The organism is Streptomyces sp. 8K308 (genome assembly GCF_004348315.1).
In the GTDB taxonomy this organism is placed as follows: Bacteria; Actinomycetota; Actinomycetes; order Streptomycetales; family Streptomycetaceae; genus Streptomyces.
The window spans coordinates 23092-41502 of record NZ_SMKC01000010.1; the positions used below are offsets into that span (position 1 = coordinate 23092).

Genomic DNA, 18411 nt, shown 5'->3' on the forward strand with positions numbered 1-18411 from the left:
CGGGCCCGTCGCGTACCCACCCGAGGGCGATCGACTAGCGTTGCGCGCGAGGTGGGAACAGCGAGACGGACGGATGGGTTGACCGGGTATGAGGCTCGATCGGACTGCTGAGTGGAGCGCGTTGGCGAAGCACCGGGATGACCTGGGGGAGGTGCATCTGCGGGAGCTGTTCGCCGGCGACGCCGGGCGGGCCGAGCGGTACCGGGCCCAGGTCGGCGACCTGCGTGTCGACTACTCGAAGAACCTGGTGACGGACGAGACGCTGCGGCTGCTGCGCGCGCTCGCCGAGGCCACCGGCGTCGCCGAGTTGAGGGACGCCATGTTCCGTGGCGAGCGGATCAACATCACGGAGAACCGCGCCGTGTTGCACACCGCGCTGCGCGCCCCGCGGGACGCGGTGATCGAGGTCGACGGCGAGAACGTGGTGCCCGCCGTGCACGCGGTCCTCGACCGGATGGCCGAGTTCGCCGAGCGGGTCCGCTCCGGTGCGTGGACCGGCCACACCGGCAGGCGCATCAGGAACGTGGTGAACATCGGCATCGGCGGCTCCGACCTCGGCCCCGCCATGGCCTACGAGGTGCTGCGGCCCTACACCGCACGGGAGTTGACCTTCCGTTTCGTCTCCAACGTGGACGGCGCCGACCTGCACGAGGCGGTGCGCGACCTGGACCCTGCCGAGACGCTGATCATCGTCGCCTCCAAGACGTTCACCACCATCGAGACCATCACCAACGCCACCTCGGCCCGCGAGTGGCTGCTCGCCGGTCTCGGCGGCGACCAGGCCGCGGTGGCCCGGCACTTCGTGGCCGTGTCCACCAACGCCGAGCAGGTCGCCGAGTTCGGCATCGACACCCAGAACATGTTCGAGTTCTGGGACTGGGTCGGCGGCCGGTACTCCTACGACTCCGCCATCGGCCTCTCGCTGGTCATCGCCATCGGCCCCGAGCGGTTCCGCGAGATGCTGGCCGGCTTCCACCTCGTCGACGAGCACTTCCGCACCGCGCCGATCGAGGAGAACGTGCCGATGCTGCTCGGCCTGTTGGGGATCTGGTACGGCGGCTTCTGGGACGCCCAGGCGCACGCCGTGCTGCCCTACAGCCACTACCTGTCCCGGTTCACCGCCTACCTCCAGCAGTTGGACATGGAGTCCAACGGCAAGTACGTCGACCGGCAGGGCGAGCCGGTGAGTTGGCAGACCGGGCCCGTGGTGTGGGGCACCCCCGGCACCAACGGACAGCACGCCTACTACCAGTTGCTGCACCAGGGCACCAAGCTCGTCCCGGCCGACCTCATCGGCTTCGCCCGGCCGGTGGCCGAGCTCGCCCCCACCCTCGCCGCCCAGCACGACCTGCTGATGGCCAACCTCTTCGCGCAGGGGCAGGCGTTGGCGTTCGGCAAGACCGCGGACGAGGTGCGGGCCGAGGGCGTCGCCGAGGAGCTCGTGCCGCACCGCACCTTCCCGGGGAACCGGCCCACCACCACCATCCTGGCCGCCGAGCTGACCCCGTCCGTGCTCGGCCAGCTCGTCGCCCTGTACGAGCACAAGGTGTTCGTGCAGGGCGCGGTCTGGGACATCGACTCCTTCGACCAGTGGGGCGTCGAGCTCGGCAAGGTGCTCGCCAAGCGCGTCGAGCCGGCCCTCACGGAGACGTCGACATCAGCCGCTGGCGCGGCGGGCGAGGTGCCGGGGCTCGACGCCTCCACGGCGCGACTGGTCGCCACCTACCGCGAGTTGCGTGGGCGTTAGGAGAGCCGCTCCGGCGGCAGGGCCGAGGCGGCGGCGCGGTCGAGCAGCCACAGGGTGCGGGCCGTGCCGCGCGCGCCGGCCGCCGGAGCGTCGACGGCGGCCACCTCGCCCGTGAGCGCGGTGGCCGCCGCCTCGGCCTTGTCCTCGCCCGCCGCGAGCAGCCACACCTGGCGCGCAGAACGGATCGCCGGCAGCGTCAGCGTGATGCGGGTGGGCGGCGGCTTGGGGGCGTCCCGCACGGCGAGGACCGTCCGCTTCTCCTCCCGCACCGCCGGCAGCCCGGGGAACAGCGAGGCCACGTGCGTGTCCGGGCCGACGCCGAGCATCAGCACGTCGAAGGGACCGGCCGCCACCGCCAGTTCGGCGGCGTAGGAGGTGGCCGCCGCGTCCACGTCGTCGCCGTGCCGGCCGTCGGACGCCGGCATCGGGTGCACCCGTGCCGGGTCGAGCGGCAGGTCGTCGAGGAGCGCCTGCCGCGCCTGCGTCTCGTTGCGGTCCGGGTCGCCCTCCGGCAGGAAGCGCTCGTCGCCCCACCACAGGTCGACCCGGGCCCAGTCCACGGACTCCCTGGCCGGCGAGCCGGCCAGCGCGGCCAGCACCCCGTTGCCGTTGCGGCCGCCCGTGAGCACCACGGACGCCGAGCCGCGGGCCGTCTGCGCGTCCACGATCTCCGTGATCAGCCGGGCCGCCGTGGCCTGCGCCATCAGCTCCTTGTCATCGTGCACCACCAGACGTGGCGTCCCCGTCATGCCTTCTTCTCCCTGCTCCGGGTCGACTTCGCGGGCTTGCTCGACTTGGCCGGCCGGCCCGGCCGGTGCCGCGCCTCACCCGGCGAGCGCCTGGGCAGCGGCGGCCGCTCCTGGGCCTGCGCCGTGCCCGCCGACCCGGAACCGAGCCGGTCCACGCCGTGCCGCACCGCCTCCGCGTACGCCTCGTCCGGGTCGAGCCGGCGCAGCTCCTCGGCGATCAGCTCGGCCGTCGACCGCCGGTGCAGCGCCACGTGCCGGTCGGGCTGCCCGGGCACCGCCAGCGTGGCCAGCGAACCGTCGGCGCGGTCCAGGCAGATGACCCCGTCCTCGGTGGTCAGCCGCACCGCCGTGATGCCTGGCCCCGGCGAGACCACCCGGTCCACCGGCACCCCGAGCCGCTCCGCCAGCCACAACCCGAGCAGCTCGCTGCTCGGGTTGTACTCCTCGCCGGCCACCTCGGCCGCCGTGATCGGGCCGTGTCGCTGGTCGAGCGCCGCCGCCAGCACGCTGCGCCACGGCGTGATCCGGGTCCAGGCCAGGTCGGTGTCGCCCGGCGCGTAGACCCGGGCCCGCTCGCCGAGCGCCGCCACCGGGTCCTCGCAGGCCGCCGCGTCCGTGATCCGCCGCTGCGCCAGCGTGCCGAGCAGGTCCTCGGCCGGATGCGGCGGCGCCTCGTCCGGCCACCACACCACCACCGGCGCGTCCGGCAGCAGCAGCGGCAGCACCACGCTGTAGGCGTGGCCCGCCAACTCGCCGTGCAGCCGCAGCAGCACCGTCTCGCCGTTGCCCGTCTCGCCGCCGACCCGCACCTCCGCGTCGAGCCGCGCGGAGGCGCGCTCGCGCGGCGAACGCCCCGGGCGCCTGATCACCACCAGGATCCGGGAGGGGTGCTCCTTGGACGCCTCGCTCGCCGCCCGGAGCGCGTCGTAGTGGTTGCCCTCGTCGGTGACGATGACCAGGGTCAGCACCATGCCGACCGCCGAGCCCACCGCGCGTCTGGCCTCGACCAGCGCCGCGTTGACCTTGCTGGACGTCGTTTCGGTGAGATCGATGTTCATGGCCGGCGCCAGCTCCGTCCGTCTCGTGCCAGCATCTCGTCCGCCGCCTCCGGGCCCCAGGTGCCCGAGGCGTACGGCTCGGGCCTGCCGTGCCGCGCCCAGTACTCCTCGATGGGGTCCAGGATCTCCCACGACCGCTCCACCTCCTGGTGGCGGGGGAAGAGGTTGGCGTCGCCGAGCAGCACGTCGAGCAGCAGCCGCTCGTATGCCTCGGGGCTGGACTCGGTGAAGGACTCGCCGTAGGCGAAGTCCATGGTGACGTCCCTGATCTCCATCTGGGTGCCGGGCACCTTGGAGCCGAACCGCACCGTGACGCCCTCGTCCGGCTGCACCCGGATCACCAGCGCGTTGTGGCCGAGCTCCTGGGTGTCGGTGGTGTCGAACGGCGAGTAGGGGGCCTGCTGGAAGACCACCGCGATCTCCGTCACCCGGCGGCCGAGCCGCTTGCCGGTGCGCAGGTAGAACGGCACCCCCGCCCACCGCCGGTTGTCGATCTCCAGCTTGAGCGCCGCGTAGGTGTCGGTGGTGGAGTCGGCGTCGATGCCCTCCTCCTCCAGGTAACCGAGCACCTTCTCGCCGCCCTGCCAGCCGCCCGTGTACTGGCCGCGCACCGTGTGCCTGGCCAGGTCGCGCGGGAGCCGCACTGCCTCGAGCACCTTCAGCTTCTCGGTCACCAGCGCGTCGGCCTCGAACGAGGACGGCTCCTCCATGGCGGTCAGCGCCAGCAGTTGGAGCAGGTGGTTCTGGATCACGTCCCGCGCGGAGCCGATGCCGTCGTAGTAGCCGGCACGGCCACCGATGCCGATGTCCTCGGCCATGGTGATCTGCACGTGGTCCACGTACGACCGGTTCCAGATCGGCTCGAACATCGTGTTGGCGAACCGCAGCGCCAGGATGTTCTGGACCGTCTCCTTGCCCAGGTAGTGGTCGATCCTGAACACCTCGTGCGGCGCGAACACCTCGTGCACCACCGAGTTGAGCTCCTGGGCGCTTGCCAGGTCGTGCCCGAACGGCTTCTCGATCACCGCCCGCCGCCACGACCCGTGCGGCGCCTCCGACAGACCGCTGCCGCGCAGCTGCCGCACCACCTCGGGGAAGTACTTCGGCGGCACCGACAGGTAGAACGCGAAGTTCCCACCCGTGCCGCGCTCCTTGTCGAGCCGCTCGATCGTCTCCCGCAGCGTCGCGAAGGCGTCGTCGTCGCCGAAGACGCCGGGCACGAACCGCATGCCCTCGGCCAGCTGCCGCCAGACCTCCTCGCGGAAGGGGGTGCGCGAGTACCGGCTTACCGACTTGCGCACCACCTCGGCGAAGTCCTCGTGCTCCCAGTCCCGGCGGGCGAAGCCCACCAGCGAGAACCCCGGCGGCAGCAGACCCCGGTTGGCGAGGTCGTAGACCGCAGGCATCAGCTTCTTGCGCGACAGGTCACCCGTCACGCCGAAGATCACCAGACCGGAGGGGCCCGCGATGCGCGGCAGCCGCCGGTCCTGCGCGGTGCGCAGCGGGTTGCCGCCGGCCGGGGGCCGGGACGACGCCGCCCGCTTCGATCCGCCGCTCACCTCCGGGTCAGCCCTTCCCACCCGCGAGGCGCTCGAGCTCCGCCTTGGTGGACTCGAGCAGGCCGTCCCAGGAGTGGGCGAACTTCTCCACGCCCTCGTCCTCGAGCACCTGGACCACGTCGTCGTACGACACGCCGATCTTCTCCAGCGCGTCCAGCGCGGCACGGGCCTCCTCGTAGGTGCCGGCGATCGTGTTCCCGCTGATCACCCCGTGATCCTCGACCGCCCGCAGGGTGGCCTCCGGCATGGTGTTGACCGTGCCGGGCGCCACGAGGTCCGCGACGTACATGGTGTCGGGGTAGGCCGGGTCCTTGACGCCGGTGGAGGCCCACAGCGGCCGCTGCGGGTTGGCACCCTCCCGCGCCAGGGCCTGCCAGCGGTCGGCCGCCACGACCTCCTCGTACGCCTGGTACGCCAGCCGCGCGTTGGCCACCGCAGCCTTGCCGCGCAGCGCGGTCGCCTCCGACGTGCCCAGCGCGTCGAGCCGCTTGTCGACCTCGGTGTCCACCCGGGAGACGAAGAACGACGCCACCGAGTAGATGGCCGACAGGTCGAGGCCCTTGGCCCTGGCCTTCTCGAGCCCCGCCTGGTAGGCGTCCATCACCTCGCGGTAGCGGTCGAGCGAGAAGATCAGCGTCACGTTCACGCTGATGCCCCGCCCGATGACCTCGGTGATCGCCGGCAGCCCGGCCCGGGTCGCCGGGATCTTGATGAACGTGTTGGGGCGGTCCACCAGCCAGGCGAGCTGCTTGGCCTCGGCGATGGTGGCCGCCGTGTCGTGCGCGAGCCGGGGGTCCACCTCGATGGACACCCGGCCGTCGAGACCGCCGGTCGCCTCGTGCAGCGGGCGCAGCACGTCCGCCGCGTCCCGCACGTCGGCGGTGGTGATCATGCGCACCGCCTCCTCGACCGTCACCCGCCTGGCGGCCAGGTCGGCCACCTGTTCCTCGTAACCGTCGCCCCCCGAGATCGCCTTCTGGAAGATCGTCGGGTTGGTCGTCACGCCCACGACATGCTGCTGGTCAAGCAGCTCACTGAGATTGCCTGAGCTGATCCGGGCCCGGGACAGGTCGTCCAGCCAGATCGCCACGCCCTCGTCGGAAAGGCGCCCGAGTGCGTCTGTCATTGGAATCGCGTCTCCTGGTGTCGTGTGCCGTCGTCGTCGTTGACCGGTACGGGCGGGTGGTGGGTGCCGGCGGCGGGCCGCCGGCACCCCGCGTCAGCGTGTCGAGGCCGCCAGCGACTCCCTCGCGGCCGACGCCACGGCCTCGGGCGTGATGCCGAACTCACGGTAGAGCGTCTGGTAGTCCGCCGAGGCGCCGAAGCGCTCAAGCGACACGACCCGCCCGTGCTGTCCCACATAACGGTGCCAGGTCAGGCCGATGCCCGCCTCCACCGCCACTCGCGCCGTCACCTCGGGCAGCAGCACGCTGTCCCGGTACGCCTGGTCCTGCTCCTCGAACCACTCCACGCACGGCACCGAGACCACCCGGGTCGGCAGGCCGTCCGCCTGGAGCTCCTGCCGGGCGGCGAGCGCCAGGTGCACCTCGGAGCCGGTGGCGATCAGGATGACGCGCGGCGCGCCGCCCTCCGCCTCGGTGTGCACGTAAGCGCCCTTGGCCGTGCCCTCGTTGGGCGCGTAGGTCGGCACGTTCTGCCGGGTCAGGGCGAGGCCGTGCGGGGCGTCGGCGCGGCGCAGGATCTCGCGCCAGGCGATGGCCGTCTCGTTGGCGTCGGCCGGGCGCACCACGTTCAGCCCGGGGATGGCGCGCAGCGCGGCCAGGTGCTCCACCGGCTGGTGGGTCGGGCCGTCCTCGCCGAGGCCGATCGAGTCGTGCGTCCACACGTAGGTGACGGGCTGCTTCATCAGCGCCGCGAGGCGCACGGCGGGCCGCATGTAGTCGGAGAACACCAGGAAGGTGCCGCCGTAGATGCGGGTGTTGCCGTGCAGCGACACGCCGTTCATCACCGCGCCCATGGCGTGCTCGCGAATCCCGTAGTGCACGGTACGGCCGTACGGGTTGGCCTCGGGCAGCGGGTTGCCCGCCGGCAGGAACGAGGAGGACGAGTCGATCGTGGTGTTGTTCGATCCGGCCAGGTCGGCGGAGCCGCCCCACAGCTCGGGGATGATCGCGCCGAGGTCCTTCAGCACCTGGCCCGACGCCTTGCGGGTGGCCACGGAAGAACCCTCGTCGAAGACCGGCAGCGCCTTCTCCCAGCCCTCCGGCAGCTTCCCGGCCCTGATCCGGTCGAACTCGGCGGCGCGCTCCGGGTTGGCCTCGCGCCAGACCGCCAGCTCCTTCTCCCAGGCGGCGCGCGCCGCCTGGCCGCGCTCCACCGCGCCGCGCGCGTGCTCGAGCACCGCGTCCTCGACCTGGAAGTGCTGCTCGGGGTCGAAGCCGAGCACCCGCTTGGTGGCGGCCACCTCGTCGGCGCCGAGCGCCGAGCCGTGCGCGGCCTCGGTGTTCTGCGCGTTGGGCGCCGGCCAGGCGATGATCGAGCGCGCGGCGATGATCGAGGGGCGCTCGGTCTCCTCCTTCGCGGCCTGGAACGCGGCGTGCAGCGCGGCCGGGTCCAGGTCGCCGTCCTCCTTCGGCGCCACGCGCTGCACGTGCCAGCCGTACGCCTCGAAGCGGGCCAGCACGTCCTCGGAGAACGCGGTGGCGGTGTCGCCCTCGATGGAGATGTGGTTGTCGTCGTAGAGCAGCACCAGGTTGCCGAGCTTCTGGTGGCCCGCGAGCGAGACGGCCTCGGCGGCCACGCCCTCCTGGAGGCAGCCGTCACCGGCGATGGTGTAGATGGTGTGGTCGAACGGGGAGGTGCCGGGGGCCGCGTCCGGGTCGAACAGGCCGCGCTCGTAGCGGGCGGCCATCGCCATGCCCACCGCGTTGCCGATGCCCTGACCAAGCGGCCCGGTGGTGGTCTCGACGCCCACCGTGTGGCCGTGCTCCGGGTGCCCTGGGGTCCTGCTGCCCCAGGTGCGGAACGACTTCAGGTCGTCCAGGGTCAGGCCGTAGCCGGCCAGGTACAGCTGGACGTAGAGCGTGAGGCTGGTGTGGCCCACGGACAGGACGAACCGGTCGCGGCCGGTCCAGTCGGGGTCGGAGGGGTCGTGCCGCATGAGCTTCTGGAAGATCAGGTAGGCGGCTGGCGCCAGGCTCATGGCCGTGCCGGGGTGGCCGTTACCGACCTTCTGCACGGCGTCCGCGGCCAAAACCCGGGCGGTGTCGACGGCCCGCTGGTCCAGGTCGGTCCATTCGAGGTCTGAGGTGGTCGGCTTGCTGCTCACCCTGCGTCAGGGCTCCCTTCCGCGTATGTTCCGCGTGTGTCAGGCCGGTGACGGGGACGATCCGCCAGGCGGCGGGTGGCTCACCGGGCCGCCGTCGAGCCTACCTCTGGGCGGGGTCCCGGCCGGGAGCCCGCTCCTTCGGGGGCCGCTGGCCGACACCTCAAGGGTGCCCCAGGCCGGCCCGGCCGGCATGTCCACGGGCCGCACAACGCTCGGACACGGGCACCCCCAGTGACAAGCCGTGTAAGTCGGGCGTCTAGAGTGACGGGGCACAACCGATCGCCGATGTCGTACAACCAGGGGTGTCCGTGACGGCCGTTGATTCCCGTCCCGTGGCAGAGCTCGGCTCCGCCTCGGGTCGTTGGACACCGAGGGCGAGGTTCTGGGCGTTCGTCGCCCTCACCAAGCCCCGCATCATCGAGCTGCTGCTGATGACGACGGTCCCCGTGATGTTCCTCGCCGAGGGCGGGGTGCCAGAACCGTGGCTGGTGCTCGCCACCTGCCTCGGCGGCTACCTCTCGGCGGGCGGCGCCAACGCGCTCAACATGTACATCGACCGCGACATCGACGCCGTGATGGAGCGCACGAAGAACCGCCCGCTGGTGACGGGCGTGGTGCGGCCGACCGAGGGTCTGGTCTTCGGCATCACCCTCGCCGTGGTGTCCACGCTGTGGTTCGGCCTCCTGGTGAACTGGCTGTCGGCCGCGCTCTCCCTGGGCGCGCTGCTCTTCTACGTCGTCGTCTACACCATGTGGCTCAAGCGCCGCACCTCCCAGAACATCGTCTGGGGCGGCATCGCCGGCTGCCTGCCGGTGCTGATCGGCTGGTCATCGGTGACGGGCTCGCTCTCCTGGGCCGCGGTCATCCTCTTCCTGGTGATCTTCTTCTGGACCCCGCCGCACTACTGGCCGCTGTCGATGCGGGTGCAGGACGACTACGCGAAGGTCGGCGTCCCGATGCTGCCGGTGATCGCGGGCAACCTGGCGGTCGCCCGGCAGATCGTCGCCTACAGCTGGGTGATGGTCGTGGTCTCGTTGCTGCTGTGGCCCCTCGGGTACGCCGGCTGGTTCTACACGACGGTGGCGGCGGCGGCCGGCATCTGGTGGCTTTGGGAAGCGCACGCGCTCCAGGCGCGGGCGCGGGCGGGGGCGGCCAGGCTGAAGGAGATGCGGCTGTTCCACTGGTCGATCACGTACGTCTCGCTGGTCTTCCTCGCGGTGGCCATCGACCCCTTCGTCTCCTGACCTGGGTCTCCGCGTGAGGCGTCCTCCGCGTGAGGCGCCGGGGCGCCTCGGCGCTTCAGTTCCGTGACGCCGTGCTCAAGGACCGCACGGGCGACGGACGGTCGAGGACCGAGGGTGGCTCGCCCAGGACGCGGACGGTGTTGGCGGCCGCGAGCGGCTCGCAGTGCTCGGTGAACAGCGCGGCCACGAGCTCGCCGCGGCTGGTGACGCCGACCTTGTCGAAGACGGCCTTCACATGGTCGCGCACCGTGTGGGGCGACAGATGCAGCCGGTCGGCGATGTCCCGGGTCGGCAGTCCGCGCGCGATCAGCCGGGTGACCTCGAGTTCGCGCGGGGACAGTTCGAAGGCCGCCATGACCAGGGACACCACCTCGGAGACCTTGGCCGGCTCGATCACCATCGCGGTCGCGCCCGGCCGGCCGTCCGGCTCGCGGAGGCGTGAGCCGTGGCAGACGAGCCAGTGGCCGGTCCTGGTGGGGATCCGGATGCGGGCGTTGTCATCGCCGCTGACCGACCGCGCGTAGGTGGCCATGGTGAGGATCCACGCGGGAAGCGCGACCCCGAACCGGGTGGGCACCGATGGCCCGGGCGGCATCTCGGCCAGCAGCCGCCTGGCGTCCTCGTTGATCGAGAGGAGGACGTTCGCCGAGTCGATAAGCAGCAGGCCGGGACCGCCCTGGACGGTGGAGACCGGCGCCGGCGCGGGCTGGGCGTAGGAGCGCAGCCGCCGCGCCAGCGGGGCCGACAGGCTGCCGACGAAGCTGGTGTCCCCGGCGTCGAACGGCCGCCGCCCCCGCTCCCGGAACAGGCTCAGCATCCCCCACGGCTGTCCGCCCACCCGCAGCACCGCGCGGAGTTCGTCGTCGAGACCCCGGGGAAGCATGAACTTCCGGTACAGCACGCTGAGCGCCTGCCGATCGCCCGTGCTCTCCCGCAGCCCGACCGCGGGAACCGCGGCGCGCGAGAGGTCACGGAACAGGTTGATGTTCTCTCCGAGCAGCTCGCACTCCCAGTAGGCGCCGCAGCCGCCCTCGTTGAGGTTCTCCACCAGGACGGGCGCGGTGGTCAGCCCGGTGAGCGGGTCGGTCGCGCGCCAGACCGCGGCGTCGAACGGCATCAGCCGCTGGAGCCGGGTGGAGGTCTCGGCGAACAGGGCGAGCGCGTCCTGAGCGCGGTCGGCGCCCGCGAGCACCTCCCGGTGCCCGGGTAGAGCGGACCTGGTCATGCCCGTGATCCTCCCCTCGGCGACGACGGGCCCGCAACCCCTCGATCGAGGGGGGTGCGCGACCGGGCGAACCCCGCGATCGAGGGATGGGAAGCCCCGCTCCGCCCAGCGAGGGTGAGTGGCGAAACCTCAGCTGAAAGGGGTCATGGAGCGATGACCTTGGAGATTGGAACGGAGATCGGAATCGTCGGGGCGGGGGCGGCCACCGTCGGGCTGCTCGACACGCTGGCGCGGGCGAACGCCGCCCCGGGCGGCATCACGGTGTTCGACGGGTCGCCGGCACCCTGGCGGGGCCGGGCCTACCAGCCCGACATGCCCGCGGCCCGGGTGAACGCGCCGCCGGTGATCATGTCCATCCGGGCCGGGGACCCCGGCCACTACTCCCGCTGGCTGCACGACCGCGGCGAACGGGAGATCATCGATCTCGCGGCGTACCAGGACCCGGGACTCGGCCAGCCGCTCGTTCCCCGGGCGGTCTACGGCGAGTATCTCGGCCACACGGCCCGGGCGGCGATCGACCGGCTCCGGCAGGACGGCTGGCGGGTGAGCGTCGTGAACTCGCGGGTCACCGGGTTCTCGCGGGACGCGGCCGTGCTGCACACCGAGCACGGCGGCCGCCATCGGGTCGACCGCGCGGTGCTCTGCGTGGGCGGCGGTCGTCCGCACGATCACTACGGCCTCGACGGCGCGCCGGGCTTCGTGCTCGAGCCATACCCGCTCGCGCGCACGCTGGCCGGAATCCCCGCGAGCGCGCACGTCGCCGTCATCGGCAGCGGCCTGACCGCGGTGGACATCGTCGCCGGGCTCGTCGCGGGCGGGCACACCGGGCCCATCAGCCTGCTCTCCCGGCACGGAATGCTGCCCTGGGTCCAGCAGCGTCCGGTCGAGCTCAGGCCCAGGCACCTGACGCCAAGCCGGATCGCGGCCCTTGCCCCGGAACTGTCCTTCGCCCGGCTGGTCTCCCTCATGCGTCAGGAACTCGCCGAGCTCGGTCAGGATTTCGACTCGTTCGCGTCCGAGGTTACCGAGACCCGGCACACCGCGGAATGGCTGCGCCGCCAGCTCGACGCGGTGGACTCGCCGCACCTCGGCCGCCGGCTGCTGACGTTGGCCATCCGCACCGCGGGGCCGGCCGCCTGGCGGTCGCTTCCCCGGGACGAGAGAACGATGCTGCTGCGCCGCCACTTCCGCACCATCAACGGCCTGAGCTCGCCGATGGTGCCGCTCAACGCGCACCTGCTGCTGCGGCTGTTCGACTCCGGTCAGCTCAGGACGCGGCCGGGCCTCGTCAAGATAGAGCCTGCCGAGGGCAAGGGGTTCCGCGTCCTCGACACCTCCAGGTGGACGGCCGATCTCGTCATCAACGCGGTCAACCCGCCCGCCTACGCGACACCTCAGGAGGCCGGTCCGCTGGTCAGCTCGCTGCTGGCCGAGGGCGCCGCCGAAGCGTGCGGGACCGGTGGCCTCAGCAACGAGCCTGGCTCCGGCCGGCTCACCGTGGCGGGCCGGCCCGACCCGGTCTGGCACGTCTTGGGCAACCTCGCGGGTGACACGCTGTTCATCGCGACCAACCCGCCGGGGCTCGCCGCCGAGAGTGAGCGTGTCGCCCGGTCCCTGCTGGCACCGATCGCCTGACGGACGCCCCGCCGCAGGGTGGCGTACCGGCGGGTAACCTGGGGCGCATGGTCGAGAGTTCATCGTCACGCCGCGCCCGGGCCGTCACCCGCACCGTGCGCCGGTTCGCCGAGGCGCACGGTGGGGCCGGCGGGCAGATCGCCTATCTGGGCGCCCGTGGTTACCGTCTCGTGCTGGTGGGGGCGGACGGCGCGTGGGGGGACGTGGTGGCCGCGAGCCGCGAGACCCTCGAGGAGGCCGCGCTCGCGGCCGGCGTCGAGGTGCGGGAGGCCCTGGATGGGGAGCTCGCGGCCCGGTTGCGGACCGGGCCGCGGGAGTGGCGCCGGATGGCCGGCATCCAGATCGGTTAGCCGGCGGCGAGCGGCGCCGGCTCCCGGGCCGGAGTGGCCGGCGCGTCGCCCGCCGCGGCCCCCCGCTCGCGGACGGCGAGCAGCAGCCGCAGCGTGGCGATCCACACCAGCGTGGCGCCGAACAGGTGCATGCCGACCAGCAGCTCCGGCTCGTCGAGGAAGTACTGGGTGTAGCCGAGCACGCCCTGTGCGAGCAGCACCCAGATCAGCTCCCTGGCCCGCGCCCGCGGCCCCGGCGGGGCGTCCATGAGCCGCATGCCGGCCCAGACCGCGATCGCGCCGAGCACCACGGCCCAGGCGAGCAGCGAGTGGACCCGGGTCACGGTCTCCCACTCGAACGGCATCCGCTCGATGTCGCTGTCGTCCCCCGCGTGCTTGCCGCTGCCCGTCACGGCCGTGCCGACGACCACCAGGACGGCGGAGAGCGCCGTCAGGCCGAACACCGCGCGCCGCACGGGCGGACCGACCAGCGGGCGCGGCGGCGCGTCGCCCTCCCGGGTGCGGAGCCAGGCCAGCGCCGTGGTGGTGAGCAGGGCCATCGCGGCCAGGAAGTGGCCGGCGACGATGAACGGGTTGAGCTCGGTCAGGACCGTGATCCCGCCGATCACGCCGTTGCCCATGACCACCCAGAACTGGGCCCAGCCGAGCCTGGTCAGCGACCGCCGCTCCGGCTTGGCCGACCTGGCGGCGATGATGAACCAGCCCACGGCGGCGGACACCACGTAGGTCATCATCCGGTTGCCGAACTCGATGGCGCCGTGCAGGCCCATCTCGCTGGTGGCGACCAGGCTGTCGTCGCTGCAGCGCGGCCAGGTGTCGCAGCCGAGCCCGGAACCGGTGAGCCGGACCGCGCCGCCGGTGACGATGATGACGACGCTCATGACGAGCGCGGCGAGCGCCGCGCGCCGCACGGTCTCGGGGCGGGGCGTCCAGCGCTCGGCGATGTAGGCGAGGGGGTTTCGCACTGCTTTCAGCACCCGGTCATCGTATGCCCCCCGCTTGTGCAACTTTTCACGAGGGGCCGGGAGGCCGGCGGCGCCGCTATTCCCAACGGAAGAAGCGGGCCGCCGCGGCCAGTGCCACAGCCGCCCAGGCGGCCAGCACGCCGGCGTCGGCCCAGGGCATGGCGGCGCCGTCCCGCAGCACGTCCCGCAGGCCGTCGGAGAGCGCCGCGAGCGGCAGTAGCTCCAGGACCGCGCGCACCCCGGCGGGGAAGTCGTCGAGCGGCACGATCACCCCGCCGAAGAACAGCAGCAGCACGAAGACCAGGTTGGCGGCGGCCAGCGTCGCCTCGGCGCGCAGCGTGCCGGCCATCAGCAGGCCGAGACCCGAGCAGGCGGCCGTGCCGAGCAGCAGCAGGACGGCCACGGCCAGCGGGTTGCCGTGCGGGGACCAGCCGAGCGCCAGTGCCACCACGGTCAGCAGCACGGTCTGGAGCGCGATGGTCACCAGCACCGCGCCGGTCTTGCCGCACAGCAGCGCCCAGCGCGGCAGCGGCGAGGCGGCGAGCCGCTTGAGCACGCCGTAGCGGCGCTCGAAGCCGGTGGCGATGGCCTGCCCGGTGAAGGCGGTGGAGAGCACGGCGAGGGCCAGGACGCCGGGGGCCAGGAAGTCGATCCGCTCCCCCTCGACGTCCACCAGGTCGACGGTGGAGAAGAGGACGAGCAGCAGCGTCGGGATGACCACGGTCAGCAGCAGCTGCTCGCCGTGGCGCAGCAGCATCCGGGTTTCGAGCGCGGCCTGGGCGGCGATCATCCGGGGGAGCGGGGCCGCGCCCGGGCGGGGGGTGTGCCGGCCGGTCATGACCGCAGCTCCTTGCCGGTGAGTTCCAGGAAGACGTCCTCCAGGGTGTGCCGCTGGGTGCTGATCCGGTCCGCGAGCACCCCGTGCTGGGCACACCAGGCGGTGACGGTGGCGAGCAGCCGGGGGCCGACGTCGCCGGTGATCCGGTAGTTGCCGGGGCTCGGCTCCTCGGCCTCGCTGCCGGCGGGCAGCGCGGCGCGCAGCGAGGCGAGGTCGAGCCCCGGGCGGCCGGAGAAGCGCAGCACGTCAGCGGTGCCGCCGCGGGAGAGCTCGACCGGGCTGCCGTGCGCTATGACCCGGCCGGCGTCGACGATGGCCACCTCGTCGGCGAGCTCCTCGGCCTCGTCCATGAAGTGGGTGGTGAGCACGGTGGTCACGCCGTCGGCCCGCAGCTCGCGGATCAGGTCCCAGGTGGCGTGCCTGGCCTGCGGGTCGAGGCCGGCGGTGGGCTCGTCGAGGAAGACCAGCTCGGGGCGGCCGACGACGGCGAGGGCCAGGGCGAGCCGCTGCCGCTGGCCGCCGGAGAGCCGTCGGTAGGTGGTGCGGCCGCAGGAGCCGAGGCCGAGGCGCTCGGCGAGCTCGTCGACATCCAGCGGGTGGGCGTGCAGCCCGGCCACGTGGCGGAGCATCTCCAGCGCCCTGATCCCGGGGTAGACGCCGCCCTCCTGGAGCATCACGCCGATGCGGGGCCGCAGCTCGGCGGCCTGGGTGGCCGGGTCGAGGCCGAGGACCCGCAGCCGGCCGGCGTCCGGGGTCCGGTAGCCCTCGCAGCACTCGACGGTGGTGGTCTTGCCGGCGCCGTTGGGGCCGAGGACGGCGGTGACGGTGCCGGCGCGTACGGTGAGGTCGAGGCCGTCGACGGCGGTCGTCGAGCCATAGCGTTTGACCAGACCGACGGCCTCGACGGCGGGTGCGGCCCCTGCGGAGTGCATGGTGTGGAGTGTAGGTCGGCCGCCGGGACCGGCCGGAAGGGGGCCGGTCCCGGCGGCCTGGGGGGCGGTCAGTCGTCGAGCAGCCGGGTGCCCTCGTCGGCGAGGAGCACCGGGCCGCCGGTGCGGGCGGACTCGTTGGCCGCCACGCCGGTCAGCACCGAGCGGATGCCGTCCCGGTAGCCGGCCTGGCGGGCCAGCGGGTCGTTCCCCGCGCCGCGGAAGACGTCGTCGAGCAGCAGCCGGTCGCCGCCGCCGTGGCCGCCGGCGCCCTGGACGATCGGGATCTCCTCCGGCTCCTTCCAGTGCTCGTGCAGCGTGAGCCGCTCGTAGGTGCCCTCGTCGTGGGTCTTGCCGTGCGCGGACGGGTCGACGGCCGCCTGCGGCGGGGTCCAGGCGCGCTCGCACACGTCGAGCACGATCCGGCCCTTGGTACCGGTGAAGACCACCCGGTAGCCCTCGGAGGGCGCGTGCGTGGTGAGCGAGTAGCTGAGCAGCGCGCGGTTGCCGTAGCGGACGAGGACCGACATGTTGTCCGGGATGGTGACCGGGTCGGTGAACACGTCCTGGTCCCTGATGTAGCCGTCCTCGTGCTCGGCGTCCAGGTAGAGGCGCTTGAGGTGCGGGTCGGTCGAGATGTCGAGGATGAACGGGTCGGTGCCCAGCCCGGGGGCGCCCTGACCGCGCTCGGGCCTGGGCCCGTAGAGCTCGGCGCCGGCCCCGGAGCCGCCGTAGAAGCGCAGGTCGGTCTGGGCGAAGACCAGTTCGGGGTGGGAGCCGAGCCACCAGTTCACGAGGTCGAAGTGGTGGGTGGACTTGTGGACCAGCAGGCCGCCCGAGTTCTCGGCCTGCCGGTGCCAGCGGCGGAAGTAGTCGGCGCCGTGGATGGTGTCCAGCGCCCAGTCGAAGTGGACGGAGGTGACCGCCCCGATCCGGTCGGCGGCCAGCAGCTCGCGCACCGCCGAGTTGCGGGGCGCGTAGCGGTAGTTGAAGGTGACCACCAGTCGCCCCCGACCGCGCTCGGCGGCGGCCGCGATCTTGGCGCAGCTCTCCGCGTCGACGGTCAGGGGCTTCTCCACGATGACGTCCCGCCCGGCATCCAGGGCCGCGCACACGTAGTGTGCGTGGGTGGAGTCCATGGTGGTGACCACGACGGCGTCGGCCAGTTCGAGCAGGGCCGGGAAGCCGTCGGGCGAGAAGGTCGGCACCGGGTCCCGACCCGTCGCCGCGATGCGTTCGTTGTAGTAGTCCATCCGCGTCTGGTTCCGGTCGCAGAGCGCGGTGATCTCTCCGGTGTCGCTCCAGTCGCCCAGCAGGGCGTCGACGTACATCCGGGACCGGTGGCCCAGGCCGACGATTGCGTAGCGGCGTGTCATCCGGGGGTTCTCCCTGTGGAGTGGTGGTGGTGCGGTGGTGCGGTGGTGCGGTGGTGCGGTGGTGTGGTGGTGCGGTCGGTGCGGCGGGCGCGGCCTCAGCCGAGCGAGGAGTTGGCCTCGTCGATGAACGCGTCGGCGGCCTCCTGCGGGGACAGCCGGCCGAAGTTGACCTCCTCGCCATAGCGCTGCAGCATGTCCGGGATCTCGCCGGCGCCGACCGGGTTGACCGCGGGCGGGTCGGCCAACTCGTCGGACAGCGCGTCGATGAAGGCGAGCGACTGCTGGTCGGTCTCCGGCAGGTCGGCCTCTATCTGCTCGCGCACCGCGCTGTTGATCGGCAGGCCGCGGTCGGAGCCGAGGATGGCGGCCGCCTCCGGGTCGTTGATCAGGAAGTCGACCAGCTGGGCGGCGGCCTCCTTCTCCCCGCTCGACTCGGCGATGTTCCAGTACATGCTGGGCTGCAGGAACTGGCCGCCGCTGACGGCGTCGGAGTCCTGGGGCCAGCGCAGGATCTCGATCTCCGCGCCGGAGCCGGTGGTGACGGCCTGGAGCTGGTTGCTCCACCACATGCCGAACGCGCCCTGGCCGGTGGCGATCAGCGACTGGTCGACGCTGGTGTTGCCGATCTCGGCGCTGAGCGAGGCGTCGGGGGTGGCCCCGGACTCGACCAGCTGGTTGTTGTACTCGAACCAGTCGGCGACGGTCTCGGGGGACATGCCGATCTGGCCGTCCGCGTAGAACGACTCGCCGCGCTGGGCCGCGTAGATGTTGAGGTAGGCGTCGTTCCAGCTCAGCTGGGTGCCGTAGGTGCCGTCGCCGACGGCCTCGGTGACCTGGGCGCTGAACTCGCGGTAGTCGTCCCAGGTCCAGCTGGTGTCGTCGGGCAGTTCGAGCCCGGCCTCCTCGATCAGGGTCGTGTTGGCCATGATGACGAAGGCGTTCGCCCCGGTGGGGATGGCGTAGAGGGTGTCCTCCACCTCACCGGTGGCGAGGATCTCCGGGTCCAGGTTCTCGGTGTCGACCAGCGGTTCCATGTCGGCCAGCGCGCCGCGGGTGGCGAACTCGCCCATCCGCCGGATCTCGGTGGCGAACACGTCGGGTGCGTCCCCCGAGGCGAGCTGGGTGGTGAGCCGGTCGTAGTAGGAGTCCCAGTCGGCGTACTCCAGGTCGACCTGGATGTCGGGGTTCCGCTCCTCGAAGAGCGCCACGGCGTCGGTGGTGAGCTGTTGCCTGACCTCGTTGCCCCACCAGCTGAGACGCAGCGTCACGGGGCCGTCCCCGCCGCCGCTGTCACCGCCGCCACAGGCCGCGGTGGTGAGGACCAGGGCGCCGGTCGTCAACAGCGCCGGGGCGAGCTTCCTCGCGGTGGTCCAGTGGTGCCTTCTGCTGCTCGTCACGAGAGACCTCCTTGTCTGATGCGTGTCGGGAGTATGTGTGGGGGTGGGCG

15 protein-coding genes are annotated in these 18411 nt (G+C 72.5%); 4 read left to right on the top strand and 11 right to left on the bottom strand.

Annotated elements, in window-relative coordinates; all coding sequences use genetic code 11:
* Positions 1 to 88: 88 nt before the first annotated feature.
* Positions 89 to 1747 carry a glucose-6-phosphate isomerase gene (pgi, locus tag E1265_RS03185; RefSeq protein WP_132928654.1) on the top strand — a complete coding sequence of 553 codons (1659 nt, stop codon included), beginning with the start codon at positions 89 to 91 and terminating at the stop codon, positions 1745 to 1747.
* Here the strand turns inward: pgi and pgl are convergent.
* The 5 genes from pgl to tkt form a co-directional block, all read right to left on the bottom strand.
* Entirely contained in the window at positions 1744 to 2496 is a 753-nt protein-coding gene (gene pgl, locus E1265_RS03190) for a 6-phosphogluconolactonase (protein WP_132928655.1), read from the bottom strand. The genes pgi and pgl overlap by 4 nt on opposite strands.
* Positions 2493 to 3554 (bottom strand): glucose-6-phosphate dehydrogenase assembly protein OpcA, encoded by a 1062-nt coding sequence (gene opcA / locus E1265_RS03195; protein WP_132928656.1) that lies wholly within the window; start codon positions 3552 to 3554, stop codon positions 2493 to 2495. The genes pgl and opcA overlap by 4 nt, the downstream gene beginning before the upstream one ends.
* Complete coding sequence (gene zwf / locus E1265_RS03200; RefSeq protein WP_132928657.1) at positions 3551 to 5113, bottom strand: glucose-6-phosphate dehydrogenase; 1563 nt, start codon at positions 5111 to 5113, stop codon at positions 3551 to 3553. Before zwf ends, opcA begins: the two co-directional genes overlap by 4 nt.
* A 7-nt stretch (positions 5114 to 5120) precedes the next feature.
* Positions 5121 to 6239: a transaldolase gene (gene tal, locus E1265_RS03205; RefSeq protein ID WP_132928658.1), complete on the bottom strand. Its 1119-nt coding sequence runs from the start codon at positions 6237 to 6239 to the stop codon at positions 5121 to 5123.
* Between the two features lie 93 nt (positions 6240 to 6332).
* Positions 6333 to 8402, bottom strand: a complete 2070-nt coding sequence (gene tkt / locus E1265_RS03210; RefSeq protein WP_132928659.1) for a transketolase — start codon at positions 8400 to 8402, stop codon at positions 6333 to 6335.
* 308 nt (positions 8403 to 8710) lie between these two features.
* On the opposite strand from tkt, the gene E1265_RS03215 reads away from it, so the two are divergent.
* Positions 8711 to 9646 (top strand): heme o synthase, encoded by a 936-nt coding sequence (locus E1265_RS03215; protein WP_132928660.1) that lies wholly within the window; start codon positions 8711 to 8713, stop codon positions 9644 to 9646.
* Between the two features lie 55 nt (positions 9647 to 9701).
* Here E1265_RS03215 and E1265_RS03220 read toward each other — a convergent pair whose 3' ends face one another.
* Positions 9702 to 10871 carry a helix-turn-helix transcriptional regulator gene (locus E1265_RS03220; protein WP_132928661.1) on the bottom strand — a complete coding sequence of 390 codons (1170 nt, stop codon included), beginning with the start codon at positions 10869 to 10871 and terminating at the stop codon, positions 9702 to 9704.
* 159 nt (positions 10872 to 11030) lie between these two features.
* Here E1265_RS03220 and E1265_RS03225 point away from each other — a divergent pair, with 159 nt between their 5' ends.
* Both E1265_RS03225 and E1265_RS03230 read left to right on the top strand, forming a co-directional pair.
* Complete coding sequence (locus E1265_RS03225) at positions 11031 to 12506, top strand: FAD/NAD(P)-binding protein (protein WP_243740498.1); 1476 nt, start codon at positions 11031 to 11033, stop codon at positions 12504 to 12506.
* Positions 12507 to 12553: 47 nt separating this feature from the next.
* Positions 12554 to 12856, top strand: a complete 303-nt coding sequence (locus tag E1265_RS03230; RefSeq protein ID WP_132928663.1) for a hypothetical protein — start codon at positions 12554 to 12556, stop codon at positions 12854 to 12856.
* Here the strand turns inward: E1265_RS03230 and E1265_RS03235 are convergent.
* The 5 genes from E1265_RS03235 to E1265_RS03255 all read right to left on the bottom strand — a co-directional run bounded on the left by E1265_RS03235 (position 12853) and on the right by E1265_RS03255 (position 18361).
* The gene (locus E1265_RS03235) at positions 12853 to 13833 is read right to left on the bottom strand and encodes a COX15/CtaA family protein (RefSeq protein ID WP_243740499.1); all 981 of its coding nucleotides are present in this window, start codon (positions 13831 to 13833) and stop codon (positions 12853 to 12855) included. The two genes, E1265_RS03230 and E1265_RS03235, sit on opposite strands and share 4 nt — an antisense overlap.
* Before the next feature lie 64 nt (positions 13834 to 13897).
* Positions 13898 to 14659, bottom strand: coding sequence for an ABC transporter permease (locus tag E1265_RS03240; protein WP_132928664.1), 762 nt, complete (start codon positions 14657 to 14659; stop codon positions 13898 to 13900).
* The gene (locus tag E1265_RS03245; RefSeq protein ID WP_132928665.1) at positions 14656 to 15591 is read right to left on the bottom strand and encodes an ABC transporter ATP-binding protein; all 936 of its coding nucleotides are present in this window, start codon (positions 15589 to 15591) and stop codon (positions 14656 to 14658) included. The genes E1265_RS03240 and E1265_RS03245 overlap by 4 nt, the downstream gene beginning before the upstream one ends.
* A 68-nt stretch (positions 15592 to 15659) precedes the next feature.
* Complete coding sequence (locus E1265_RS03250) at positions 15660 to 16964, bottom strand: Gfo/Idh/MocA family oxidoreductase (RefSeq protein WP_132928666.1); 1305 nt, start codon at positions 16962 to 16964, stop codon at positions 15660 to 15662.
* Between the two features lie 95 nt (positions 16965 to 17059).
* Positions 17060 to 18361, bottom strand: coding sequence for an extracellular solute-binding protein (locus E1265_RS03255; protein WP_132928667.1), 1302 nt, complete (start codon positions 18359 to 18361; stop codon positions 17060 to 17062).
* Positions 18362 to 18411 lie beyond the last annotated feature (50 nt).